The sequence below is a fragment of the Bradyrhizobium sp. genome (genome assembly GCF_035484855.1).
Lineage (GTDB): Bacteria > Pseudomonadota > Alphaproteobacteria > Rhizobiales > Xanthobacteraceae > Bradyrhizobium.
In genome coordinates this window covers 67,997-93,544 of sequence record NZ_DATHOP010000027.1, presented here as the reverse complement: position 1 = coordinate 93,544, position 25,548 = coordinate 67,997, and the positions used below count along the sequence as shown (strand labels likewise).

25 protein-coding genes are annotated in these 25,548 nt (G+C 63.3%); 15 read left to right on the top strand and 10 right to left on the bottom strand.

The features are described 5' to 3' along the window. Positions 1 to 11: 11 nt before the first annotated feature. The 5 genes from VK804_RS03545 to VK804_RS03525 form a co-directional block, all read right to left on the bottom strand. The gene (locus VK804_RS03545) at positions 12 to 194 is read right to left on the bottom strand and encodes a DUF4089 domain-containing protein (protein WP_325367874.1); all 183 of its coding nucleotides are present in this window, start codon (positions 192 to 194) and stop codon (positions 12 to 14) included. 121 nt (positions 195 to 315) lie between these two features. Beyond that, on the bottom strand, positions 316 to 2,118 hold the full coding sequence (locus VK804_RS03540) for an ABC transporter ATP-binding protein (protein WP_325367872.1): 1,803 nt from the start codon (positions 2,116 to 2,118) through the stop codon (positions 316 to 318). Between the two features lie 202 nt (positions 2,119 to 2,320). Then, entirely contained in the window at positions 2,321 to 3,220 is a 900-nt protein-coding gene (locus tag VK804_RS03535; RefSeq protein ID WP_325367870.1) for an ABC transporter permease, read from the bottom strand. A 10-nt stretch (positions 3,221 to 3,230) separates the two neighbouring features. After that, positions 3,231 to 4,244, bottom strand: coding sequence for an ABC transporter permease (locus VK804_RS03530; protein WP_325367868.1), 1,014 nt, complete (start codon positions 4,242 to 4,244; stop codon positions 3,231 to 3,233). Positions 4,245 to 4,357: 113 nt separating this feature from the next. Next, positions 4,358 to 5,977, bottom strand: a complete 1,620-nt coding sequence (locus VK804_RS03525; RefSeq protein WP_325367866.1) for an ABC transporter substrate-binding protein — start codon at positions 5,975 to 5,977, stop codon at positions 4,358 to 4,360. Between the two features lie 272 nt (positions 5,978 to 6,249). Between VK804_RS03525 and VK804_RS03520 the strand changes: the two genes are divergently transcribed. Continuing rightward, complete coding sequence (locus VK804_RS03520) at positions 6,250 to 6,615, top strand: cupin domain-containing protein (protein ID WP_325367864.1); 366 nt, start codon at positions 6,250 to 6,252, stop codon at positions 6,613 to 6,615. A gap of 31 nt (positions 6,616 to 6,646) precedes the next feature. Here VK804_RS03520 and VK804_RS03515 read toward each other — a convergent pair whose 3' ends face one another. Then, positions 6,647 to 8,050 (bottom strand): caspase family protein, encoded by a 1,404-nt coding sequence (locus tag VK804_RS03515; protein ID WP_325367862.1) that lies wholly within the window; start codon positions 8,048 to 8,050, stop codon positions 6,647 to 6,649. Positions 8,051 to 8,120: 70 nt separating this feature from the next. Here VK804_RS03515 and VK804_RS03510 point away from each other — a divergent pair, with 70 nt between their 5' ends. Then, positions 8,121 to 8,711, top strand: coding sequence for a hypothetical protein (locus VK804_RS03510; RefSeq protein WP_325367859.1), 591 nt, complete (start codon positions 8,121 to 8,123; stop codon positions 8,709 to 8,711). A gap of 17 nt (positions 8,712 to 8,728) precedes the next feature. Next, positions 8,729 to 9,205: a hypothetical protein gene (locus VK804_RS03505; protein WP_325367857.1), complete on the top strand. Its 477-nt coding sequence runs from the start codon at positions 8,729 to 8,731 to the stop codon at positions 9,203 to 9,205. Positions 9,206 to 9,217: 12 nt separating this feature from the next. On the opposite strand, the gene VK804_RS03500 is transcribed toward VK804_RS03505, so the two are convergent. Both VK804_RS03500 and ugpB read right to left on the bottom strand, forming a co-directional pair. Beyond that, positions 9,218 to 10,162: an aminoglycoside 3'-phosphotransferase/choline kinase family protein gene (locus VK804_RS03500; protein WP_325367855.1), complete on the bottom strand. Its 945-nt coding sequence runs from the start codon at positions 10,160 to 10,162 to the stop codon at positions 9,218 to 9,220. 9 nt (positions 10,163 to 10,171) lie between these two features. Continuing rightward, complete coding sequence (ugpB, locus tag VK804_RS03495) at positions 10,172 to 11,500, bottom strand: sn-glycerol-3-phosphate ABC transporter substrate-binding protein UgpB (protein WP_325367853.1); 1,329 nt, start codon at positions 11,498 to 11,500, stop codon at positions 10,172 to 10,174. A 211-nt stretch (positions 11,501 to 11,711) separates the two neighbouring features. On the opposite strand from ugpB, the gene VK804_RS03490 reads away from it, so the two are divergent. The 4 genes from VK804_RS03490 to VK804_RS03475 all read left to right on the top strand — a co-directional run bounded on the left by VK804_RS03490 (position 11,712) and on the right by VK804_RS03475 (position 17,251). Continuing rightward, positions 11,712 to 12,701, top strand: a complete 990-nt coding sequence (locus tag VK804_RS03490; protein WP_325367851.1) for a TRAP transporter substrate-binding protein — start codon at positions 11,712 to 11,714, stop codon at positions 12,699 to 12,701. Between the two features lie 97 nt (positions 12,702 to 12,798). After that, entirely contained in the window at positions 12,799 to 14,793 is a 1,995-nt protein-coding gene (locus VK804_RS03485) for a sensor histidine kinase (protein ID WP_414642709.1), read from the top strand. After that, the gene (locus tag VK804_RS03480; RefSeq protein ID WP_325367847.1) at positions 14,763 to 16,511 is read left to right on the top strand and encodes an ATP-binding response regulator; all 1,749 of its coding nucleotides are present in this window, start codon (positions 14,763 to 14,765) and stop codon (positions 16,509 to 16,511) included. Before VK804_RS03485 ends, VK804_RS03480 begins: the two co-directional genes overlap by 31 nt. Next, positions 16,508 to 17,251, top strand: a complete 744-nt coding sequence (locus VK804_RS03475) for a response regulator (protein WP_325367845.1) — start codon at positions 16,508 to 16,510, stop codon at positions 17,249 to 17,251. The genes VK804_RS03480 and VK804_RS03475 overlap by 4 nt, the downstream gene beginning before the upstream one ends. A 93-nt stretch (positions 17,252 to 17,344) precedes the next feature. On the opposite strand, the gene VK804_RS03470 is transcribed toward VK804_RS03475, so the two are convergent. Then, positions 17,345 to 17,836: a hypothetical protein gene (locus VK804_RS03470; RefSeq protein WP_325367843.1), complete on the bottom strand. Its 492-nt coding sequence runs from the start codon at positions 17,834 to 17,836 to the stop codon at positions 17,345 to 17,347. Positions 17,837 to 18,030: 194 nt separating this feature from the next. Continuing rightward, entirely contained in the window at positions 18,031 to 18,456 is a 426-nt protein-coding gene (locus VK804_RS03465; protein WP_325367840.1) for a cupin domain-containing protein, read from the bottom strand. 306 nt (positions 18,457 to 18,762) lie between these two features. Here VK804_RS03465 and VK804_RS03460 point away from each other — a divergent pair, with 306 nt between their 5' ends. The 8 genes from VK804_RS03460 to VK804_RS03425 all read left to right on the top strand — a co-directional run bounded on the left by VK804_RS03460 (position 18,763) and on the right by VK804_RS03425 (position 25,532). Then, entirely contained in the window at positions 18,763 to 19,698 is a 936-nt protein-coding gene (locus VK804_RS03460; protein ID WP_414642706.1) for an SMP-30/gluconolactonase/LRE family protein, read from the top strand. Between the two features lie 314 nt (positions 19,699 to 20,012). After that, positions 20,013 to 20,624, top strand: coding sequence for a sigma-70 family RNA polymerase sigma factor (locus VK804_RS03455; RefSeq protein WP_325367838.1), 612 nt, complete (start codon positions 20,013 to 20,015; stop codon positions 20,622 to 20,624). A gap of 265 nt (positions 20,625 to 20,889) precedes the next feature. Then, the gene (locus VK804_RS03450) at positions 20,890 to 21,576 is read left to right on the top strand and encodes a cytochrome c biogenesis CcdA family protein (protein ID WP_325367836.1); all 687 of its coding nucleotides are present in this window, start codon (positions 20,890 to 20,892) and stop codon (positions 21,574 to 21,576) included. Between the two features lie 27 nt (positions 21,577 to 21,603). Next, on the top strand, positions 21,604 to 22,167 hold the full coding sequence (locus tag VK804_RS03445; protein ID WP_325367834.1) for a thioredoxin family protein: 564 nt from the start codon (positions 21,604 to 21,606) through the stop codon (positions 22,165 to 22,167). A gap of 81 nt (positions 22,168 to 22,248) precedes the next feature. Continuing rightward, positions 22,249 to 23,655, top strand: a complete 1,407-nt coding sequence (locus tag VK804_RS03440; protein ID WP_325367938.1) for a cytochrome ubiquinol oxidase subunit I — start codon at positions 22,249 to 22,251, stop codon at positions 23,653 to 23,655. Beyond that, positions 23,652 to 24,665, top strand: a complete 1,014-nt coding sequence (gene cydB, locus VK804_RS03435; protein WP_325367832.1) for a cytochrome d ubiquinol oxidase subunit II — start codon at positions 23,652 to 23,654, stop codon at positions 24,663 to 24,665. Before VK804_RS03440 ends, cydB begins: the two co-directional genes overlap by 4 nt. Then, entirely contained in the window at positions 24,665 to 24,793 is a 129-nt protein-coding gene (locus VK804_RS03430) for a DUF2474 domain-containing protein (protein ID WP_325367830.1), read from the top strand. Before cydB ends, VK804_RS03430 begins: the two co-directional genes overlap by 1 nt. Before the next feature lie 145 nt (positions 24,794 to 24,938). Continuing rightward, positions 24,939 to 25,532, top strand: coding sequence for a L,D-transpeptidase (locus tag VK804_RS03425; protein ID WP_325367828.1), 594 nt, complete (start codon positions 24,939 to 24,941; stop codon positions 25,530 to 25,532). Positions 25,533 to 25,548: the final 16 nt, after the last annotated feature.

Below are 25,548 nucleotides of genomic sequence, written 5' to 3'. Positions count from 1 at the left end.
GAATCGCGAGATCAGGCTGCAAAGACACTGGCCGGCTCGGTTTCGTCGGGGAGCGGGAATTCATCGACCAGCCGCGCGATCCTCAGCGAGATCTCGAGATTGGCCCTGACCGCCGGCTTCCAGGCGGGGTCGATCGGCAGCGCCAACGCCTTGGCTGCGGCATCGACATAATCGTCAAGCGGATCGGCGGCCATTTTGCTCCCATCGACAGGATCGTTTCGCAACCCCGGTTAGCATCTTTCCGCTTCATGCTCTAGATTCTTGTTTGACGCGTTTTCTTCATGCCAACCGGTCTCCACTTCGCTCGAAAATGCGCTAATGAACCGGCAATGGGGGGTGCGGGATCGCCGTCAATAACTCCCTGGTATAGGCATCCTGCGGGTCGCCCAGCACCCGTTCCGACGGCCCCTGCTCGACGATTCGCCCCGTCCGCATCACGATGACCCGGTCGCACAACAGCCGCACCACGTTCAAATCGTGCGACACGAACAGATAGCTCATGCCCATCGACGCCTTCAGATCCTGCAGCAGGTTCAACACTACCGCCTGCACCGAGACGTCGAGCGCCGCCGTCGGCTCGTCGAGGATCACGAGTTTCGGATGCAGCGCGATGGCGCGCGCGATGCCGACGCGGGCCTTCTGGCCGCCCGACAATTGATGCGGGAAGCGATCGAGCAGGTTGACCGGCAGGCCGACCAGGCCGGCCAGCTCCTCGCAGCGCGCACGGAGTGCGTCGCGCCCCTTGATATTGCCGAGTTGCATGATCGGATCGGCAATGGCGCGCGCCGCGGTGAAGCGCGGATTGAGGCTGTCGGTCGGATCCTGGAACACCATCTGGATGCTCTTGCGCAGCGGCAGCCGCGCGAACGCGTTCGGCATGATGGCGCCGATCTCGTCGCCGTCGAACGCGATGCGGCCGGAGGTCTGGTCCAGCAGCCGCATCACCATCATCGAGGTGGTGGATTTGCCGCAGCCGGATTCTCCGACCAGGCCGACGCTCTCGCCGCGGCCGACCGAGAAGCTGATGCCGTCGACCGCGCGGAAATTCTCCAGCTCGACCGGCGGCTTGCGCGAGAACAGTTTTGACAAAGTGGCGGTGGCCCCCTGGCGCGGGTATTCTTTCACCAGTTTTTCGACGAGCAGGAGGGGCTGCTTGACGGTATCGTCACCCCCGGGCTTGACCCGGGGATCCATTGCTGAAGAAGAGTCTTGCGAAGAGGGATGGATGGCCGGGTCAAGCCCGGCCATGACGGCTGATGGCTGGGGCGCCACCGGCGGCAACGCCGCGGCTTCTTCCTCCGGCAGCAGATCGCGCAGGGAGACGCCGATCCGGGGCGTCGCGCGCATCAGCTTCTTGGTATAGGCGTGCTCGGGATTGGCAAAAATATCGGCGGAAAGCGCGGTTTCCACCACCCTGCCCTTTTCCATCACCACCACACGGTCGCAATAGGCCGCCGCCAGGCCGAGATCGTGGGTGATCAGGATGGTCGACATGCCGCGCCGCTTGGTCAGCTCGACGATCAGATCCATCACCGCCTTCTGCGTGGTGACGTCGAGGCCGGTGGTCGGCTCGTCGGCGATCAGGAGCTGCGGATTGCAGGCCAGCGCCAGCGCGATCACCACGCGCTGGCACATGCCGCCCGACAGTTCGAACGGATAGGCGTGATAGCGCTCGCGCGGACGGGCGATCTTGACCTGCTCCAGCGCCTCGATCGCCTTCTCGCCGCGGTCGCCGACCTGCGACTGCTGCACATGCTGGCGCAGCACGTCCTCGATCTGGTCGCCCACTTTCCGGATCGGATTGAGCGCCGCGCGCGGGTTCTGGAAGATCATCGAGATTTCGCGGCCGCGCAAATCGCGCATCTGGTCTTCGCTGGCGTTCTTGACGTCGATACCGGAAAACATCACCGAGCCCTCGGCGATTTTTCCCGCGCGGTCGAGAATCCGCATCACCGCATAGGAGGTCACCGATTTTCCGGAACCGGATTCGCCGACAATGCCGAGCGTCTCGCCCTTGGCCACGGAGATGTTGACGTGCTGCACGGCCTTGACGATACCGCGGCGGGTGGCGAATTCCACGGTGAGGTCGTTAACGTCGAGCAGCGGCGGCGCGGTCATTCAATGCCTCCGCGAGTGAGGTCGGCTCCCTCTCCCCGTTCTTACGGGGAGAGGGCTGGGGTGAGGGGCCTCTATCAGCGAATACAGCAGGCAGAGGAGTGCGCTGAGGCTCCCCCTCACCCGCCGCGCAAGAGCGCGGCGACCTCTCCCCGCAAGCGGGGCGAGGTGAAGAGCAACATCGCGAAATGACTTTCCCATCCCCTCACGTCCTTCGCTGGGGGTCGACGATGTCGCGCAGGCCGTCGCCGAGCAGGTTGAAGCAGAACACCGCGATCATCAGCGCCACGCCCGGAAACAGCGCGATCCACCATTCGCCCGACACCATGAAGCCCGCGCCTTCGGCGACCATGATGCCCCATTCGGCGGTCGGCGGCCGCACGCCGAGTCCGATGAAGGACAGGCCGGCGGCGTTGAGGATGGCGTAGCCCATGGTCAGCGACATCTGCACGATCATGATCGGCATGATGTTGGGCAGGATGTGCACCAGCAGGATCCGAAATTCGCCATTGCCCGACAGCCGCGCCGCCTGCACGAAGCCGGCGTCGCGGCGCACATTGGCCTCGGCGCGCGCGACGCGGGCATAAAGCGGGAAATTCACGATCGCGGTCGCGATGATGATGTTCTGCACGGTGTTGCCGAGCGCCGCCACGATGCCCATCGCCAGCACGAACAGCGGGAACGCCATGATGGTGTCGGCGATGCGGCCGACGATGCGGTCGGTCCAGCCGCCGAAATAGCCCGCGGCGATGCCGGCGAGCCCGCCCATCAGGAATACCAGCACGACGGACGCCACCGCGATGAAGGTGTCGAGCCGCGTCGCCACGATGACCCGGCTGAAGATGTCGCGGCCCAGTTGGTCGGTGCCGAACCAATGCGCCAGCGACGGCGGCTTCAGCGCGGCCGCGGTATCGGACGCCAGCGGATCGTAGGGAACGATGTAGGGGCCGAACAGCGCCGCGAACACGATCACGATCAGGAGCCCGAACGCAAACGCGGTGACGCGATTCTCGCCGAGCACGTAACGGGTGTGCTCGAAGATCGCCGATAGCCCCGAGGTGCGTGCGGGTGCGGCGGGTTCAACGGCAGGCGCAACGGTGCTCATGCTTCCACACTCACCCTTCAAGCCTCACCCGGGGATCGATCACGCCATAGAGGATATCGATCATCAGGTTGAGCAGCACATACATGACTGCCATGGTCAGCACGAAGCCCTGCACCGGTGCGAAGTCCGACGAGATCAGGGCTTCCACCGCATAGGAGCCGATGCCCGGCCAGGCGAACACTTTTTCCACCAGCACGTTGGCACCAAGCAGGAAGGAGAACACCATGCTGAGTGTGGTGATGACCGGCAGCATGGCGTTGCGGAAGGCGTAGGTGACGATCACCGTGCCCGGCGACAGGCCGGAGGCACGTGCGGTGCGGACGAAATCCGACGACAGCACCGCCAGCATCGAGGCCCGCGTCATCCGCGCGATCGGCGCCAGCGAGAAGATCGCGAGCGTCATCGCCGGCAGGATCAGCTGGCTCAGCGCGGAACGAAACACCTCGAAATCGCGGGCGATCAGCGCGTCGATCAAATAGAAGCCGGTCACCGTCGGCGGCGCGCTATAAAACACATCCAGCCGCCCGAGCGGCGCCGGCGACCAGCCGAGCCGGAAATAGAAGACATAGACCAGCACCAACCCCGTGAAGAACACCGGCAGCGACACGCCGGCCGTGGTCGTGACCCGGCAGAGATGGTCGATCCAGGAGCCCGGCCTGGTCGCGGCGAGAATGCCAAGGGGAATAGCGATCACGATCGAAACCACGAGGCCGAGCAGCGTCAGTTCGGCAGACGCCGGCAGGCGGTTGCGGATTTCGGTCGCGACCGGCTGGCCTGTCGTGAGCGAATTGCCGAAATCGCCATGGGCGAGATCGCTGGTGTAGCGGAAGAACTGCTCGATCAGCGGCTTGTCGAAGCCGAGCTTCTTCCTGATCTGCTCGATTGCCTCCTTGTTTGCGGCAGGACCGGCGAAATAGGCCGCGGGATCGCCCGGCAGCGCCCTCGTCAAGAGAAAGGTGACGATCACAACCCCGATCAGCGAGGGGATCGCGAACATCAGCCGCTTGCCGATCATGGTCAGCATGGCGCGCTCCAGCGCGCGGCGAATGGCGAATAGCGAATGGCGAATGGATAATGCGGGCTGCTTTCTTCCACTATTCGCTACTCCCTATTCGCTATTCGCCTGCTATTCTCCACTCACCCCTTCACCAGCGCGCGATAATCGAGCCGGCGGTGGAACCAGTATTGATAGCCGGAGACGTTCTTCTGCATCGCAACGTTGACGAAGGGCTGGTACAGCGGAATGCGCGGGATGTCGGCAAAGGCGAGATCGACAAAACCTTTCACGTCGCCGTCATAGGCCGCCGTATCGCCGCTGGCGGCGGCGGTGCGTGCGCCGTCGATCAACTTGTCCATCGCAGGCGACTTGTAGCTCATGGTGTTGAAGACGGAATTGTTGCCGTGATAGCACCAGTAGAAGAAATATTCGGGGTAATCGAGCCAGCCCGAGAACACGTTGGTGAACAGCGGCATCTCCTTCTTGTTCAACTCGGTGCGCCAGTTGGCGCCGGGCACCTTGTTGATCGTGGTCTTGATGCCGATCTGCGCGAGACTCTCCTGCGTCAGCACGCAGAGCGGCTCGTTGATCCCGGCGAAATTCAGGTCGAATGAAATGGTGGTCTCGAAGCCGTTGGGATAGCCGGCTTCCGCCATCAGCGCCTTGGCCTTGTCCATGTCGGTGACATATTTGGTCGGCTGCGGCCACGCCACCTCGGTCGGCTTCTCGGCGGGCGCGCCGAACATCGGATTGGCGAGCCCGAACAGCACCGCGTCCATGATCTTCTGATACGGAATCGCGTAAGCCACCGCCTGCCGCACCTTCAGATTGTCGAACGGCGGCTTGGTCACGTTCATGCCGATGTACTGGATGCCGTTCGAGAACGGCAGCGACACGATGTTGAGCTTGCCGGCGGCCTTCAGCTCCTGGAAATCCTTGTTTGGCAATTCATAGGAAATGTCGGCATCGCCCCGCTCGAGCAGCGCGCGGCGGTTGCCTGCCTGCGGCACCATGCGCCAGATCACGCGCTTGATCTTCGGCATGGGACCACCGACCCAGTCGTCGTTGCGTTCCATGATCACTTCGGTGCCGGCGGTCCATTTCGTCACCTTGTAGGCGCCGGAGCCAGCGGTCTGTTGCTTGGTGTATTCGAGGCCCCAGGGGTCCTTCTCGCTGGCGTTCTTCTTCACCAGTTCGGAATTGACCACGCAGGGCACGATGACGGCGAGATCCGGAATCGTCAGGCGATCCTTCTTGGCGAAATCCACCCGCACGGTGTTGTCGTCGACGACGACGAACTGTTCCGGCTTTGTCAGCGAGCCCGCGCTCATCTGGAACGTCGGAAAGCCGCCGACGCTGACGGCGCGGTCGAGCGACCATTTGACGTCCTTGGCCGACACCTGTGTGCCGTCGTGGAATTTCGCGCTCTTCTTCAGTTTGAAGGTCACCGACATGTCGCCGACATTCATGTCCTCGGCGAGTTCGGGCTTGAACTTGTCGCGGTCGTAATAGGGCACGCCGCCGGGGCCGCTCTTCATCTCATGGCTGATCAGCCGGTCGTAGCAATTCCACGACACCTCATAGCCGGGCACGTTGGTGCCGACGCCGTGGATGTCGAGATTGTTGGGGCCGCCCTCGGAGACGATCAGCAGCGTCTCGGAGCGGGCATCCGCCTTGGCCGCGGACCAGATCGCGGGCGCCGGCACCATGGCGCCGGCAGCGACGCCGGTGACGGATTTCAGGAAATCGCGGCGCTTCATCTGATGGCTCCAACGCTACGGGAATCGTGCTTTTGGAGCGACTTCGCAAGGTTCGTGCCAAACCTTAATGCAACTCTATTGGCGTCCTAAACACATGATATGGCTTCCGAATATCGTGCTTTTAGAATGGCTGGATGCCGCATCAGTTGCATACAAAGAAATGGCGTTGCCTATTATTGATGCACTCATTCGACGCCCACTTTTCCTGGGCAAACGTCCTACGGCCACGTCAGTCGGTTATAAATCCTAGGAGCATTCGCAGGAGAAACCAGATGAAGTACCAGGCGATCAACTTCGGCGCGAAGCTTAAACTGTTCGACGAGCAGTGGCAGCCGAAGGTCATCGCCGAAATGAACGACTATCAATTCAAGATCGTGAAGCTCGAGGGCGACTTCATCTGGCACGATCACAAGGACACCGATGAAACCTTCATCGTCCTCGATGGCGTGCTGCGGATCGATTTTCGCGACGGCGCGGTGAAGTTGTCGGCAGGCGAAATGTTCGTCGTGCCGAAGGGCGTCGAACACAAGCCTTATGCCGAACACGAGGTCAAACTACTGCTGATCGAACCAAGGGGCGTGCCCAATACAGGTGACCAGGGCGGCGAACGCACCGCCGCGAACGACGTCTGGATTTGAATTCATCTCGTCTGTCCGAAGCGAAAATGCGCTACGGGCAAAAATCCTCGTTGTTGACGCGCAGGCAGCGCGGCGCCGCGACCACTTTCCGCCGGCCGCAGCCGTCGTTGACATCGATCTTCTTCAGCGCCCGAAGTGCGGCCATGGTCGGGCGATACCAGAGATAGCGCTCGTCTGACAGCTGCGAGGCGCGACGCAATCCTTCGATGGTGGCGGCTTCGAACGCGCCATCGCCCTCGCCGGTCATGCAATCGAGGCGAGCCAACTGCTCCTGAATCCGCTGCACCAGGTCGCGGCCCTGATAGGTCGGCCCGGCGCTGTCGAGCACGACCGCCTCGCGCAAGCGCCCTGCCGTGGTGCGCGCTTCCGCCGCCTCCGGCGTGTCGGGAAACAGCGATGCGACGAGGTCGAAGGCCTCAGGGGTTTGCGCCTGCCCGGCGCGCGCCAGAACCAGCGCCGCGGCTGAAGATGCCGTGGCCGGGGTTTCATTCGCGTTCGCCTCCCTCAGTTTGGCGGCGATCGGTTTCGCCAGCGCTGCCTCGGGGCTTTCGGGAAAGCGTTCGATCAAAAGATCGTACAGCGCGACATTACTGTTTTCCTTGGCCGCCGCGAACAGCTGTGCAGCCGGGCTCGGCGGCGGTGCCGGCGGGACGAAATAGAAGTCCGCTTCGAGCGAAGTCGACTCCCAGGGGATCTGCGCTTCGCCGGTTGCGAGCCGGACCTGGCGGCGCACGCTCTTGAACACGTCTTCCAGCTTTTCGCCCGGCACGGTCATGGCGTCCGCCAGCGCCCTGGTATAGGGGCTATGGCCATCCTCGCCGTCGAACGCAATCTTGCCCGATCCGGTGGCGGAGGCGATGAACACGCCGTAGACCGCGCCCATCGGTACCAGGCCGACGATGCCAGCGGGCGCCACGCTTGCGGGAAACGGATTATCGCGGCAGGCGTCGAGGATCAGGATGTTGAGCGCATTGCCGGCGGCCGCCAGCCGATCGGCGACGCGCTTGACGCTCAGCGAAGTCGAGGCGACGTCGGATCGCCGCCTTATGTCGGCACTGACCGGCACCAGATAGTTGATGGAATCGCTCTCCAGCCCGTGTCCGGCATAATACAGCACCGACACCGTATCGGGTCCGCGCTCCCTGATTTTTCGCGCGAAACTGTCGACGTCCTCGGTCATGCCCTTGAGGTCACGGTCGGTCTTTTCCGTGACGTCGAAACCGACCTGCCGCAGTTTTTCGGCGATCAGGTGCGCGTCTTTCGCCGGGTTGCCGAGTTTACCGAGCTTGACGTAATTGGCGTTGCCGATCACCAGCGCCAGCCGCGGCGCCGATGGCGGCACGGTTCGTCTCGCCTGATCGGAGGCGAGGGCAAGCGAACATTGGCAGATTGCATGCACGATGAGGCCGGCGGCAGGCAGCGCCCAGGATTTCACGACATTTCGCATCGGATGTAATATAGCAAATCCCGACCTGCCCGCCATCGGATCCCCGAATATGAACGTTGTGCAACAGCTCTTCGGCAGCGGCCTGCGTCGGCTGCTCTGTTGTGGAGCTTTGCTGGCGGCCCTCGCCTGCCACGCCGCGTCAGCGGAAGTCCTGAGCGGACATGAATTCCAGAACCTGCTGGCCGGCGGGCCGGAAGGCACTACCATCGTGTTCGAGGGCGGTAACGACAAGGTGTTCTATTCGCCCACCCTGAAAAATAAGTTGCGGCTGGCGCCCGAGCTCGGCCCGGAATTCCTCAAGCAAAAAATCTTGCAAAATACCGTCGCCGAAGGTGTCTTCATTGCAGCCATGATCGAGGACGGCAAATGGCGCACCATCAGCGGCATCGCCGGGATCGCCGCCGACATGGACTCTGGCCACGGCGTGCTGACGCTGGTGCAGACGTTTCCCGACGACACCAGCCTGAAAGCGTTCGAGAAGCGCGACCGACTCTATGCGGTGGTCATCGTCGAAGAGGCTACGAGCGGCATTCTGTGCCGGAAATCACAGTGGCAAAAGCTGTTCACGTTCAAGGGTGAGCCGAAGATGACGACGGTGCGCTGCGACTTCACCGTCGGCAATATCGTGACGCCGGCGAGCGCTCAATGAAGTCCAAGGGGGAATAAATGATGTTAAGGGCATTCGGATATCGACGCTCCAACCAAGGGATCGTCGCAACATGCACCCGCGCCGCGCTGCTGGCTGCGCTTATCGTGCTGGGATCGCTGTTCGCCAACCGCGAGGCGGCGGCGGGCGCCTCGGTGGCCGCGGCGGCGCAAAGCGCCGATGCCGGCGTCTCGGCGTGCGGCAGCAACAGCGGCAAGGTGCTCTACAGCTGTATCGCCAATGTGCTGGATCGCTTGAGCAGCGAAATCTCCGACGTCAAGGTGCCTGCCGCACGAACCGCGCTGCACACCGCCGCCTCGAGATTGCGGGCCGCCGCCAATATGACTCAGGCGCTCTCGGCGATCTCGCAATGCCGTGCGGCGATATCGAGCGCGATAGGTCTGGCGAGGACGATCGGCCGCGGCGGCAGTCAGGGTCTCGACGCGATCGCCGGCGTGCTCAGTCACGCGGCCCAGCTGATCCAATCCAAGGGGTGATGGGCGGCCGAGTCAAATCGGCCAGAGCAATCGTTCCAGTTCGAACAGGTCGCCGGCCTTCTGCTGCCAGTCCTCGATGCAAATCTGGAAGTTCAGATTGCTGGCGCGGTGCAGCAGCCCCATCGCCATCAGCCGGCGCGTCAGTGCTGGCGTGACGTCGGCCTTCGTATATCCGTAGCCGCGAAACAGGCTGTGAACGCGATCCGGTATTCCCGCCGTCATGAAGCTGCCGGGGCCAAGCAGATCGTATTCGCGCCATCCCGTCATCACGTCGCCGAAGTCGATCAGCCCGGCTAACTTCCCGTCGTCGCCGCTCAGCAGAAAATTCTCCGGAATGTATTCGCCGGTCAGGATCACCGGCGGCGCGTCGAGCGGAATGAGGGGCGCCGCGTCGCGAATGAACTGGTCGAGCCCGTCCAGATATTTTGGCGCGAGCCCAAGGCGCTCGTGCCGGGCGCGGCATCGCTTGATCTGCGCGGGAATGAACTCATCCCAGCGCGGTTCGATGGCGGACAATTCTCCGACCGGCACGCGCTGCACTTCCGCGATGGTCTCGCCGATCCGGCCGAGCAGGCGCTGCTTTTGATCCTCCGGCAGGTGAGGCCACGCCTGCTTGCCAATGATGCCGGAGAGCCGGGTGATGACGAGATACGGCCAGCCGTCGCGTTCGCCCTCGAGGACGATTTCCGGGATCGGCACCGTGATGCGGCCGCGCAGCTGCGCCAGCGACATCCGCTCCGATACGAATTGATGACGCAACAGCGGCGGAAAAATCTTCAATATCAATTTGTGGTCGAGCGCGACGACGAGATTGGTGCCGGTCGCAAACAGATGCGCCTCACCATGCGGCAAGCGATGGCTGCGCGCGATGTCGAGCGCCGCCGGCAGGCATTGCGCCGCGTCGGCGCGCCAGGCGTCGTATGCCTCGATATTCTCCAGGTTCGGCAATGCATGCATCGGGCGCGGTTACCGGTCCGGGTTGGCGCGCTGGAACTGGCGCAGCAGCCGATTGCCCCGTTCGACCGCCGAATCCATCGCGGCTTGCGCGGTTTTCTTGCCGGCAAAAGCCTGTTCCAGTTCGTCGTCGATGACGTCGCGGATCAAAACGAAGGAGCCGAGCCGCAAGCCCCGCGAATTCACGGTCGGCGGCTTCAAGGTGATCTGCTCGATCGAAATCGCGGTGCCGGGATTGCGATCGTAGAAGCCCTGCGCGCGGGTCAGGTCGAAGGCGGCGCGGGTGATCGGCAAATAGCCGGTGTTCTGGTGCCAGGCGGCCTGGACCTCCGGCTTCGAAAGGAAGCCGAAGAACTTGGCGACCCCCCTGTATTCCTCGCGCGGCCGGTCGCGCAGCACCCACAGGGTGGCGCCGCCGATGATGGTGTTTTGGGGCGCGCCCTTGACGTCGGGCCAGTACGGCAGCATGCCGTAACCGACCTCGAATTTCGAATTTTTCAGGATGTCGGCGCGCGTCGCCGACGAGCCGATGAAGATGCCGCAGTCGCCGTTCTGAAACCGCGGCTCGGCCGACGTGGCGCGGCCGCCATAGTCGAACACCTTCGTGGCCTGCCATTCCGCCAGTTGCGCGATGTGCCGCACCACGACCGGATTGTTGAAATCGAGCACCGCGTCGAGACCGTTGAAGCCATTGGCCTCGGTCGAAATCGGCAGGTCATGGTAGGCGGAAAAATTCTCGACATTGATCCAGGACGGCCAGGACGTGGTGAAGCCGCAGGCCATGCCCTGTGCCCGCAGCCGCTTCGCCGCCTCGCCGAGTTCCGGCCAGGTCTTTGGCGCGACGTCGGGGTCGAGGCCGGCGGCACGGAACATGTCCCTGTTGTAGTAGAGGATCGGCGTCGATACGTTGAACGGGAACGACAGCATGTTGCCGGCGGCGTCGGCATAATAGCCGGTGACGGCCGGCAGATAGGCGGCGGGCGAAAACGCCTCGGCCTCGTCGCGCATCAGCTCGAACACCGGATAGATCGCGCCCCTCGCCGCCATCATGGTGGCGGTCGCGATCTCGTTGACCTGGACGATCGCGGGCTGGCTGCGCGAACGAAACGCGAAGATCGCCGCGGTGACGGCCTCGGTGTAGTTGCCCTTGTAACTCGGCACCACGCGGTATTCGGATTGCGAGGCGTTGAAATCGGCCGCCAGTTTCTCCAGCTGCCGCCCGAGTTCGCCCGACATCGCATGCCACCACATGATGTCGGTGACCGCAAATGCCGGCGAGGCGAAACCGAGCACGGCGGCCGCAGAAGCAAGTTGCAGAAATTTTTGGATTAGTTTCACCATAGAAACCTTCCAGCCTGTCAAGCTCGAAGCGCTACCCGCGCCCTCATAGAACCCCACGCCGGCCGTTTCAATCCGGGACGGAACAAGATCGCGGCAGCGGATTGACGAAGCTGACCATGCTGGCACAATGGTCCGAGGCCGCCCGCCTCCGCCAGAAGGCATTGAACCTTTTCTTCCCGCCGCAGACATCATCATAGGGGGATAGTTACCTGTGTTCAGCCGCGCCCACCTTTCGCGGATAGTGGTGCTTGTCTTTGCGCTGTTGTTGACGGCCGCCTCGACGGGCGCGCCGGCGCGTGAATTTCGCGCCGCCGACAACCAGAATGAGGACTATCCGACCGTTCAGGCGCTGCGCTACATGGGCCGCCTGGTCGAAGAGGGCAGCGGCGGCCGCCTGCAAATCCGGGTGTTCCACTCGAGCCAACTCGGCGAGGAAAAGGAAACCATCGAGCAGACCCGCGCCGGCGCCATCGATCTCAATCGCACCAACGTGGCGCTGATCGGAACCTTCGTGCCGGCCATGAACGTGTTGGCGATGCCGTTCCTGTTTCGCTCGGTCGAACATCTGCAGAAGGTGCTGGACGGCCCGATCGGCAAGGATATCCTCGGCAGCTTCGAGCCTTACGGATTCGTCGGGCTGACGTTTTACGATTCCGGCGCGCGCTCTATCTACAACAGCGTCAGGCCGCTGCACTCGATCGCCGACCTCAAGGGTTTGCGGCTTCGGGTGCAACAATCGGAACTGATGTCGGACATGGTCAGGGCGCTGGGCGCCGAGCCGGTCGAACTGCCCTACGGCCAGGTTCTCACGGGACTTGCGACCAAACTGATCGACGGCGCGGAGAACAACTGGCCGTCCTTCGTCACCACGGGTCACTACAAGTATGCCGGCTTCTACACCCTCACCGAACACACCATGAGCCCGGAAGTGCTGGTGATGTCGCTGAAGGCCTGGCAAAGCCTGTCGAACGAGGATCGCCAGCTTTTCCGCGACGCCGCGCAAAAATCCAGCCGCTTCATGCGCGAGAAGTGGATCGACCTCGAGCAGCGGTCGCAACAGCAGGCGAAGGCCGCCGGCGTCACCATCGTTACCGACTTCGACCGCAAGCCGTTCGAAGCCGCGATGGCGGGCATCTACCAGAAGGCGCAACGCGACCCCGCGGCCGCGGCCCTGATCGAACGCATTCGCAAGGTGGAGTGATCAGGTCTTGGCGGCATCCAGGCGGGACGAAGCGGTGGAACGGCGCCCGGGACTTGCCGGGCGCGGCCGCGCCTTGCTCGTCGGGCTGCTGCGCGCGGTGCCGATCCGCTGGCGCATCCTGTCGATCGCTGCACTGAACTCGGCGGTCGTCGTGGTGCTGGTCGCGATGATCTGGAACGGCGCGCAAGTGCTGGGTTCGGCCTGGGACGACGTCCGGCAGGTGCGGGAGTCCGACAAGATCCTGGCGCTCTTGGAGAGCGAAACCGGCCGGCTGCAGAACCTGATCCATCGCTACATCAACCAGCCGAGCCCCGAACTGTTCGCCGAGATCTTGCTGCTGCGCGAAGCCGTGCTTGGAACGCTGACCACCCGCGCCTCGACCGACCCGATGCTGTCGGGGTCGGTGGAGGAACTCGAGCGCGTCACCGAGCACTTCCTCAACGGTTTTGGCGAGTTGCGCGGCGTGCAGGCGACGATCTCGAAAACCTATGAGGACCAGGTCCTCTCTCCCGCCCGCGACATGGCGGGGCTCTATTCGATCATCGAGGGCGCGACCGGACACCGCGACGCGCTGATCTGGCCGGCGCTCGGAAAATCCCGCGAGGCCTTCACCGCGATGCTGGTCGCCGCCAACGCCTATTACCTGTCGCTGGCGACCGCGTCCGCCGAAGAAGCCCGCCGCAACACCGAAACCATCGAGAAGACGATTCCCGTGATGTCGGACCTGGCCGACAACGACCTGCAGCGCATGGCGCTGCAGCGCCTGAACGCGCGGACCGAGGCGTTGCGGCAGGGGCTTGCAAAACTGTCGGAGGAGCTTGCGAACCGCACCGAGCTGTTGCGCAACACCATCGATGCCAGCCAGGCCGAGGCGATCGGGGCGATCGACGATCTGTCCGCCAAGATGCGGACGCGCGAGCAGAAGGCGCAGGAAACCTTCGACCGGACGCTGGCCGACATCTCCCGCAAGGTGCTGTCGATCGCCGTGATCTTTCTCGGCATCATCATCACCGCGGGCGTGCTGATCGCGCTGTCGATCCGGCTGCCGCTGCAGCAGATCATGGCGGCCATGCACGCCATCACTTCGGGCAATTACGACCGCCAGGTGCAGGGCACCTCAGCCAGGGACGAGGTCGGCGCGATGGCGCGCGCGGTCGAGGTGTTCCGCGAAAACGCCATCGCCAAGCGCAAGACCGAAGATGAGTTGCGCGACTCCAAGGAAAAAGCCGAAGGCGCGCTGCTCGAACTCAACACCGCCCAGCAAAACCTGATCGACGCCGAGCGGCTGGCGGCGCTCGGCGGCCTGGTTGCCGGCGTCGCCCATGAGGTCAACAATCCGATCGGCATCAGCCTGACGGTGGCCTCGAGCTTCTCGCGGCGGGCGGATATGTTCGAGGCCGAGCTCAGATCGGACAGCCCGTTGCGGCGCTCCCAGCTGGAGGAATTCGTCCGCACCTCGCGCGATGCGGCGGGACAATTGGTCGCGAACCTGCACCGCGCCGGCGAGCTGATCCAGTCGTTCAAGCAGGTCGCGGTCGACCGCTCGCATGCCGAGCGCCGGCAATTCTCGCTCAGCGAGGCGACCGACCAGATCATCGCGAGCCTCAAGCCGGTGCTGAAGCGGTCGCCGATCGCGCTGTCGGTCGACGTGCCCGAGGGCCTCGTGATCGACGGCTACCCCGGCAGTTACGGGCAGATCCTGACCAATCTGTTCCTCAACGCCGCCAATCATGCCTTTGCCGACGGCCGGTCCGGGGCGATCTCGATCTCGGCGCGACCGCGCGGGGCCGACGACGTCGAGATCATTTTCGCCGACAATGGGGCCGGAATGACGCCGGACGTGCAGCGGCAGGCGTTCGACCCGTTTTTCACGACGCGCCGCAACGAAGGTGGCACGGGCCTGGGCCTGCATATCGTCTATACTCTTGTGACCCAGCAGCTCGGCGGCCGGATGATGCTGGATTCAAGGCTGGGACAAGGCACCACATTTCGCATTATCATGCCCCGGGCCGCCAAGGGCGGCACGGCAACCGCAGACCAGGCAAGCGACGGAACCCCTCAATGGCCGAACAGGACGATGTCCTCCACCTGATCGACGATTCCGGCACGGCGCCGGAAGCTTCGACGGCGCGTAAATGGAAGGTCGCCGTGATCGACGACGACCAGGCGGTGCATGAGGGCACCCGCTTTGCGCTCTCCGACTACAATCTCAACGGCCAGAGGCTGGAAATCCTCTCCGCCTATTCCGCGGCCGAGGGCCGCACCTTGATGCGCGCGCACCCGGATATCGCCGCGGTGCTGCTCGACGTCATCATGGAAACCGACGCCGCCGGCCTCGATCTCGTCGAATACATCCGCAACGAGCTGAAGAACGAGACCGTCCGCATCATCCTGCGCACCGGCCAGCCCGGTCAGGCCCCCGAGCGCCGCGTCATCGTCCAGTACGACATCAACGACTACAAGGCGAAGACCGAGCTTACCGCCGACAAGCTGTTCACCTCGCTGACGGCGGCGCTGCGCAGCTATCAGCAGCTCGAGCGCATGGTGCAGACAAGACGCGGGCTGGAAATCATCATCGACGCCGCCTCGACGCTGTACGATTTCAAGTCGATGCAGCGGCTGGCCGAGGGCGTGCTGACCCAGATCGCCTCGCTCTTGAACGTCGATTGCGCCGGCATCCTGGTGCTGCGCGACGACGGCAACTCGGCGAACGACGATTTCTCGGTGCTGGCAGGGTCCGGCTGCTATAGCCGCTTCATCGGCGCCGCAGGATCCAGATCGCTCGACCCCGACCTGCGGTCGATGGTGGAAGCCGCCTTCCGGCGCCGCAAGCATGAATTCGCCGACCAGCGCACTGTGCTCTACATCCGCACCGGCAGCGGCCGCGAGGTCGTGGTGCTGTTGCAGGCCGAGCGCCCACTGTCGGAGACAGACCGCTCGCTGGTGGAAATCTTCGGCAGCCGGCTGTCGATCGCCTTCGACAACGTCATTCTCTATCAGCAGCTGCACGAGGCCAATACCCAGCTCGAGGACCGTGTCGCGCAGCGCACCCGCGCCCTGATGCAGGCCAACCGCAGGCTGTCGTCGCAGTGGCTGCGGCTGCAGCGCGCCAACGGTTTCAAGAATGAAATTCTCGGCACCGTCGCCCACGACCTGAAGAACCCGCTTGGCGTGATCCTTGGCCGCACCGAAATGCTGACCGAGCTGATCAGTGCCGGCGCTTCCAAGGAGGGCGTCACCGCCCAGGTCGAACATATCCGCGACGCCACCAAGCGCCTGACCTCGATGGTCGATCATTTGATTTCGGACGCGATGGCGGACGCCTTCGACATCTCGATCCGCCGCGAGCCGGTCGATATCGCAGGCCTCGTCAGCGAGGTCGCCGACGCCAACCAGCCGCTGGCCGCCAACAAGCAGCAGACCATCACGGTGTCGGCGCCGCCGAATTTCGTCACCATGTGCGACGCCGACCGGATGCGCGAGGCGATCGACAATCTCGTCAGCAACGCCATCAAATATTCGCCGATCGGCGGCAAGATCGCGGTGGTGGTCAGCCATGAGGGCAAGAAAACCGTGATCCGCATCGCCGACCAGGGCGCAGGCCTATCTCCGGAAGACCTCGGCCGCCTGTTCGGCCGCTTCCAGCGGCTTTCCGCAAAACCCACCGCCGGCGAAAGCTCGACTGGACTGGGTCTATCGATCGTCAAGCGCATCATCGACATGCATGGCGGTCAGGTCAACGCAGAGAGCGCCGGGCCCGGACAGGGATCGACCTTCACCGTGATACTACCCGCAACCGAGATGTCATGAGCCAGAGCCCGCACATTGTCATTGTCGACGACGAGGCGCCGGCGCGCGAGATGGTCGGCGATTACCTCAAGATGCACGGGTTTAGCGTGACGCTGTGCGACGGGGGAAAGAGCCTGCGCGGCGCGATCGAGACCAGCGTGCCCGATCTGGTGGTGCTCGACCTCAACATGCCCGAGGAAGACGGGCTTTCCATCATCCGCGACCTGAAAAGCCGCATCAACGTCCCGGTCATCATGCTGACGGCGACCGCGAGCCCGATCGACCGCGTGGTCGGCCTCGAGCTCGGCGCCGACGACTACATCGCAAAGCCCTGCGAATTGCGTGAATTGATGGCGCGGATCCGCTCGGTGCTGCGGCGGAGCACGCCGGCGCGGGGGCCGGCGGCAGCGCCCGAGACCGCCGTGGCAAAGGCTGCGAAGGACCAGCTGGTGCGGTTCGGGACTAAATGGCTCGACCTCGAGGCGCAGGCGCTGCGCGACGAGGAAGGCAACGAACATCCCCTGACCGCATCCGAATTCTCGCTCTTGAAAGTGTTCGCGGCCAATCCGAAGCGGGTGCTGTCGCGCGAGCGCCTCTTGGAACTCGCCAACGCCCGCGACGCCGAAGCCTTCGACCGCGCCGTCGATTTGCGCATCATGCGCATCCGCCGCAAGATCGAGATCGACCCCACCAAGCCGGCGGTGATCCGCACGATCCGCGGCGGCGGCTATCTGTTTTCGCCGGCCGGCGAGAAGGGATGATAAATCCGGAGGATGGGTTGAGCACAGCGAAACCCATCACCCAACCGAGCCAATTGATGGGTATCGCTTCGCTCCACCCATCCTACACCGAGGCTACTGCCCGCTCTCCCATGAACAGTTCGCGCCGCTGCCGTCATTTTGACTGATCGCGTTGAGATCGAGCGTGCAATTCAATTTCGTGACGCTTTCGATCATCGAGCCGGCCGCGCCTTCCGCGGTGACGCCGGCCGAGGCCAGCGTTGCGTAGAGTTCGTTGGCCGCGCGGCCTTTCAGGGAGCGTTTGCCCTTCGCGAAGGCGAGATCGCAGCTGCGCTCGGCGATGGCGACATTGCTGATCCTGCAGGTCACCGAATCGGCTGCGACCTGCAGCTTCTTCTTGGGATAGCTGATCTTGCTGTTGCCATCGAACAGGCCGGCAATGACTTTCCTTTCGCCGGGGATGAGCAGCGAATACGGCGCCACCACGGCCGCCACCGCGAGCGCCGTCGGTCCGGTCAGGCTGACCGGCGCCGCCGATGCGAGCGGCGAGCCGAGGATCGTGAGCAGAAGGACGGCCGTCGAGGTTCTCGGAATCATCTTCTTCATGGCTTGGCTCCCGGCACGACACTAAAAGTTTGTAGCCAAGGCACCGACGGCACTCAAGGCGGCGTCGGAAGATTGTGAATCGCGAAGGCGTGAAGGGGGTGACGCCCGGCGTGAGCGAAACATAGGGGCAGCCGACCAAGGCTACCCTCTCTCACGATTTCATTGTATCGACCAGGGCGGAATCGTCGATCTGATCAGGCCGGAGACGCGAGCGGTTTACCCTTCTCCACGACATAGGTGCTGACGACCACGGTCTTTACGTCGCCGTTCTTGCCGCCGGCATGCGGTGTTGCGACCGGCACCTGGAAGCCGTCGCCCGGCTTGAGCGTGCGCACCGGCTGTCCCTCGATCGGCAGATCGAGACCGCCGGAAACGACGTAGCCGGACTCGATTCCCGGATGCGTGTGCCGCGCTACGAGGACGCCCGGATCGATGTTGACCTCGACAACGAGCGTCACATAGCCGGGCACCGGCCCGTCCATCTGCGACAGAATTTTCCGGGTGAAGCCGGTCGGAGCCGGGGGCGGCGTGCCCTGCGCCGACACTTCGCTCGCAGCGAATTCAGCGAGCCCACACAACGCACAGGATGCCAAACCCGCAAATCCTCGTCTTGTCAGCATGATCTCCTCCTGCTGCTACCGGATCATCAGCGTCCGGCTTGAAGGCGGGAATAGTATGCCTTTCGACATGGCCTGCAAGGTGGGTCTTTTATGCGTGCAGCCCAATTTAGTGACGCTTTCGAGCGTCGAGCCGGCGGCGCTCGCGTTTCCCTGATCGCGGGGGACACGAATGCGGCGCAATTCCCGGCAACACCGGCGCGTCGTCGTCGACAGGCCGTCTTGAGAGAAAACCCGGCTTCAGCCATGTCCACCGTCCGGCCGACCTCAATCTGAATGGCGAGTCCCCGGATGCGAACGGTTACCCTCTTGAACAGAACGATCTTGTTCCTTGGTGGATTTGCCGTCGCCGCGATAATCGCGGCCTCCGCAGCCGCGCAGGATGCCCCCTTTCAGAGCAGGCAAGTCACGCCTTCCGGCGAATACACGTTTGGGATCGAAGGACCGGCGGTCGACCGGCAGGGCAATCTGTATGTCGTCAACTTCGCAAAACCCGGCACGATCGGAAAACTGCCCAATGGCGCTGGGCAATCGGAACTGTTCGCGACACTACCCGAGGGCAGCGTCGGCGTTGCGATCCGCTTCGACCGGGCGGGGCGGATGTTCGTCGCTGACTACAAGAAGCACAATATCTTCCTGATAAGCCGCGACGGCAAAACCGTCGAAACCTATTTCCATTCCGACGACTTCAATCAGCCGAACGACCTGACGATGGCTGTCGACGGCACCCTCTACGCCAGCGATCCCAACTGGAAACGGCATGACGGACAGGTCTGGCGGGTGCAGAAGTCGCCCGACGGCAATGTGGTGGGCGAGAAGATGACCGCCGACCGCAAGATGAGCACCACCAACGGCATCGATCTCAGCCCGGATGGCCGGACGCTGTATGTCGGCGAGTCCGACACCCGCGAAATCTGGGCGTACCGGATCGAGGGCACCCGGCTCACCTCGGCCCGGCTGGTGAAGCGGTTCGCCGATTTCGACATCGACGGCCTGCGCACCGACACCTCTGGCGATCTTTATGTCGCACGCATTTTGAAGGGCACCATCGCCGTCCTGACGCCGGCCGGCAAATTGAGGCGGGAAATCCAGCTCGAGGCGAAAGAACCGACCAACCTCGCCTTCGGCGGCGATGACGGCAAGACCGTGTTCGTGACCCAGCGCCAGGGCGGGTTCATCGAGTCGTTTCGCGCCGACCGTCCGGGCCGCGAATATTGTATCTGGGCCTGTACCGAGCCCAAATAAGCAACCCCCGAAAAGTGCCACCCAGCATGGACAATCAGGCCGTGCATCGTGACGACATAAATCAGGGCTGAAGACCCCAGTGCGGGCCACTTTGCGGCCTCCGGCGGGCCGGATCGAGCCCCCGCACCAAAATCTAACTATGTGAAATAGCTCACATTTCATGCCTGATTGTTTCGTCGCAGAGCGGTCGACGAAACAATTCTCCTGACCATGAAACCATTTTCCCTTTTGCGTGCAGAAGTCCGGAAACGTTGGCTCATTAACACTTTGGCCCAACAAAGCGCCGCGACGATAGCGGTCACCGGGAGCCTGTCATGCCGAATGTCATCGCCCTCAACGCCGCAGCCCGCCAAGGCATAATCGCAGCGCAAGCGACCTCGGACGAAATGCTGCTCGAAAGTATCGCCGAAGGCAGCCGGACCGCGATGCATATCCTCTATTCCCGTCACAATGTGCGGGTTTTCCGCTTCGTGCTTCGCATCGTACGCGACACCACGATGGCCGAAGACCTCACCAGTCAGGTTTTCCTCGACGTCTGGCGCACCGCCGACCAATTCGAGGGCCGTTCGCAGGTTTCCACCTGGCTGTTGTCGATCGCCCGTTTCAAGGCGCTGACCGCGCTGCGCCAGCGCAAATACGAGGACATCGACCAGGACGACGTGCTTGAAATCGCCGACGAGGCCGACACGCCGGAAGCATCGCTTGACCGCAGCAATACCAGCGCCATCCTGCGCGCCTGCGTGGCCAAGCTGTCGCCGGCGCATCGCGAGATCATCAACCTCGTTTACTACCATGAGAAGTCGGTGGAAGAGGTCGGTGCGATCATCGGCATTCCCCAGAGCACCGTGAAGACCCGGATGTTCTATGCCCGCAAGCAGCTCGCCGACCTGCTCAGGGGCGCCGGCGTCGACAGCCTGGCGGCCTGAGGCTTAGGGCCCACGAAACAAATGAAACAATCGACGACATCAGGCGGAAAAAATCAGCCGCTATACCAACCAACAGCCGACCAAGTTTCTTAACCTCCCAAGCCTCCAACGACCCGGACGGGATGCCCCCCTTCCGGGTCGCTCTGCGTTTGGGGGCATTTCGGCGCCGAGGTCTCACGAATACGTGACGCTGGCGGGGTAACGGCGGGCTTTGGCGCTGCGAAGAAGGCGAGTACGCGCGCTGCCGCGTGGAGATGCTCGCCCGATGCTCAACCTCATTTTCGCCTTGCTCGCTGGCATCGTTACCGTGGCCGCGCCCTGCACGTTGCCGATGCTGCCGATCCTGCTCGGCGCGTCGGTCGGCCAGCGCAGCACATCGCGGCCGGCGATGATCGCGTTCGGCTTTGTGATCTCGTTTTCCGCAACCGCGCTGTTGCTGAGCGCGATCACCCGCGTCTTCGATTTTGATCCCAATATCCTGCGCAACGCGGCCGCGATCCTGTTGCTCGGATTCGGCCTGCTGATGATCTGGCCGAAGCCGTTCGAGTGGCTGTCCATCAGATTCGGCGGACTCACGAGCGGCGCCGCTCGTCACGAGGGAAATATCGGCGGCTTCGTGCTCGGCACCACGCTCGGCCTGGTCTGGACGCCCTGCGCCGGCCCGGTGCTGGGCTCGATCCTCACGGTCGTTGCGACATCGAAGGATACCGCATGGGCGAGCCTGTTGCTGATCGTCTACGCAACAGGCGCGGCGATCCCGATGCTGGTGATCGCCTATGGCGGCCAGGCCGTCACCACCCGGGTGCGCAGCATCGCGCGCATCTCGCCGAGACTGCAACAAGGGTTCGGCGTGGTGGTGATCGGCTTCGCGCTTCTCGCCTATTTCCAATACGACACGCAGGTCGTGGCGTGGCTGACCTCATTCTATCCGCAGGGCCAGATCGGCCTCTGATTCAACTGCAACACCCAGGAGACTTCCATGACGCTACGAACGCTCGCCACTTCCGCCTCCGTGATCGCGCTTTGCCTGACGGCTGTGGCCGCCACCGGCATCTCCGGCGAGGCCGCGCGCGACAAGACTCCGTTCGCGGTCGCAGCAGCGCAGGGCGCGGCGCCGAACTTCGCAGGCATCAGCAACTGGTTCAACTCGGCGCCGCTCAACATCTCCGACCTGCGCGGCAAGGTGGTGCTGGTGGATTTCTGGACCTATGGCTGCGTCAATTGCGTCAACACACTGCCCCACGTCACCGAACTCTATGCCAAATACAAAGACCGCGGCCTCGTCGTCGTCGGCATCCACACGCCTGAGTTCCCGTTCGAGCGATCGGCGGCCAACGTGCAAGCCGCGCTAAAGCGGCACGGCATCATCTATCCGGTCGCCCAGGACAACGATTCGGCGACATGGAACGCCTGGCGCAACCAGTACTGGCCGGCGCAATACATCGTCGATCAAAGCGGAAAAATCGTCTACCAGCACGATGGCGAAGGCCAGTATGAGCAGATGGACCGCACCATCGCACGCCTGCTGAACGCTCCCAGTTGAGCGACGGTTTCCTGAAGGAAGCGGTACCATCGTCACATCTCGCGTGGTAGTCTGCGCTCTGGATAGCGACGGATGGCCGCGATGTTCAATGGCTTCGATGCCGTGGATTTGGCCCGGGCGCAGTTCGCCTTCACGATGGCGTTCCACATCGTGTTTCCCGCCTTCTCGATCGGGCTTGCCAGCTATCTCGCGGTGCTGGAAGCGCTTTGGCTGGCGACCGGGCGCGAGGTCTTCATCAACCTGTTCAACTATTGGCTGAAGATCTTCGCGGTCGGGTTCGGCATGGGCGTGGTCTCGGGCGTCGTGATATCCTATGAACTGGGTGCCAACTGGGCGGCCTATTCGGACAAGGCGGGTCCCATTGTCGGCCCGCTGATGGCCTATGAGGTACTGACCGCGTTCTTCCTCGAATCCGGCTTCCTCGGCGTAATGCTGTTCGGCATGGAACGGGTCGGCCCGAAACTGCATTTCGTCGCGACCTCGCTGGTCGCCATCGGCACGCTGTTTTCCGCGTTCTGGATTCTCTCCGCCAATTCCTGGATGCAGACGCCGGTCGGCTACGCCGTCAACCCCGACGGGCAGTTCGTCCCCGCCGGCTGGCTCAAGATCATCTTCAATCCATCGTTTCCCTACCGCTTTGTGCATATGGTGCTGGCGGCCTATCTCACCACCGCGCTGGTGGTCGGGGCCGTCGGCGCGTTTCATCTGCTGCGCGACCAGCACCTGCCCGGCGCGCGCGTGATGTTTTCGATGGCGATGTGGATGGCCGCCCTGGTGACGCCGATCCAGATTCTCGCCGGCGATCAGCACGGCCTCAACACGCTCGAGCACCAGCCCGTGAAAATCATGGGGATGGAGGGACATTTCCAGAGCTACAAGGACGGCGCACCGCTTTATCTGTTCGGCCTGCCCGATCAGGCCGCGGGCAAGGTCAAATACGCCATCGAAATCCCGAAACTGGGTTCGCTCATTCTGACGCACTCCCTGGATGCGCCGATGGCGGGCCTCGACACCGTGCCGCGCGAAAACTGGCCGCCGGTGCCGATCATCTTCTGGTCGTTCCGCATCATGGTTGGGCTGGGATTCCTGATGCTGGGACTGGGGCTGTTCAGCCTGTGGATGCGGTGGCAAGGCAGGCTCTATGAAAGCCGGCTGCTGCATCTGTTCGCGGTCGCGATGGGGCCGGCCGGCTTCATCGCGGTGGTGGCGGGTTGGTTCACCACCGAGGTCGGCCGGCAACCCTTCACGGTCTACGGCCTGCTGCGCACCGCCGATTCCGCTTCGCCGCTCGCGGCGCCCGCGGTGGGCTCGTCGCTGACCGCCTTCGTTATCGTCTATTTCATCGTCTATGCGGCGGGCCTGACCTATCTGTTCCGGCTGATGGCGCAGCCGCCGCATCAGGGCGAGCAGGGCCCAAGCCATGCGCCGGTCCGCGCCGCGGGCATCACGCCCGCCGCCGGCGTGGCGGCGGAAGGGCAAACCCTATGACCGCCAATATCGACCTCGCAACCGTCTGGGCGTTCATCATCGCGTTCGCGGTGTTCGTCTATGTGGTAATGGACGGCTTCGACCTTGGCCTCGGCATTCTGTTTCCCCTGTTTCCCGACAAGACCGACCGCGACGTGATCATGAACAGCGTGGCGCCGGTATGGGACGGCAACGAAACCTGGCTGGTGCTCGGCGGCGGCGGCACGATGGCCGCGTTTCCGCTGGCCTATGCGATACTGATGCCGGCGCTGTACACGCCGATCATCGCGATGCTGATCGGGCTGGTGTTTCGCGGCGTCGCCTTCGAATTCCGCTGGCGGGCACCGCCCGGCAAACGAAACCTGTGGGATATCGCATTCGCCGGCGGATCGCTGCTGGCGGCGCTGGCGCAGGGCATTGCGCTCGGCGCCATCCTGCAGGGTATCCATGTCGAGGGCCGGCACTACGGCGGCGGCTGGTGGGACTGGCTGACGCCATTCAGCATCATGACCGGGCTTGCCTTGGCCATCGGCTATGCGCTGTTGGGCGCCACCTGGCTCGTGATGAAGACCGAGGGCGCGCTGCGCGACAAGGCTTCTGTCCTGAGCTGGTCGTTGCTGTTCGCCATGCTGGTGGCGATCGGCGCGGTCAGCATCGTGACGCCGTTCCTGGATATCGCCTATGCGCAGCGCTGGTTCGCCTGGCCCAACATCATCTTCACCGCGCCGGTGCCGATCGCGGTCGCCGCCGTCAGCGTCCTGCTGTTGCGCAGCCTTGCCAACAGAAGCGATTACCAGCCGTTCCTGCTGTCGCTCTTGCTGTTCGCGCTGTCCTATCTCGGACTCGGCATCAGCATGTATCCCTATATCGTACCGCGGAGCGTCACCATCTGGCAGGCGGCTTCTCCCGAGCGCAGCCAGATCTTCATGTTGGTCGGCGTGGCCGTCTTGATACCGCTGATTCTGGGCTACACCGGCTGGGCCTATTGGGTATTCCGCGGCAAGGTCAGGCCCGAAAGCGGTTATCATTGATGCGCGATGTTCAAAATCCGCGGCCGCTGGGGCAGCGTCTGTTGTGGTTCGCAGCCCTTTGGCTCGGCGGCGTCGGCACGGTTGGCATTGTCGCCTTCGGCCTGAGGCTGTGGCTCGCGCCCAAATGACGCTTTTCGGACACATTCCCGATATCGGCTAACTGCCGGAAACTGAAAGCATTCCCGCAACGGTTCCGAACGGCTTGCCATTGCGCCATGCCTGAGATTTGATGCGGCCAATTGATTTGGCAAACGCCGACGAAAAGAGGATTGTATGATCAAGTTACGGCACCTGGTCTGGATGATGATCGCCGCCGCCGGGTTGATGCTTTCGGTCTCGCACAGTTATGCGCAACAGCCCGATGTCGGCGACCAGCCGGGATTGCTGCCCGATGATTCCCTCGAACTGGATCCGGAATTTCGGAAGCAGATGGTGCTTTACCGCACCACCGAGGCGCCGGGCACCATCATCATCTCGACCGCCGAGCGTCATCTCTATTTGATCCAGCCCGGCGGCCGCGCCATCCGCTACGGTATCGGCGTCGGCCGCGACGGCTTCCAGTGGCAGGGGCTGTTGAGCATCACCAACAAGAAGGAATGGCCGGACTGGACGCCGCCGCCGGAGATGATCGAGCGCCAGCCTTATCTGCCGCGCTTCATGGCGGGCGGGCCCGGCAATCCGCTCGGGGCGCGCGCGATGTATCTCGGGACCACCGTCTACCGCATCCACGGCACCAACCGGCCCGACACGATCGGCACCAAGGTCTCGTCGGGCTGCTTCCGGCTGGTCAATGCCGACGTCGCCGATCTCTACGATCGGGTACCGGTCGGCACCAAGGTCATCGTGCGGCAGAAGCCGGAACTGTAACCTCGGCGGCACTGTC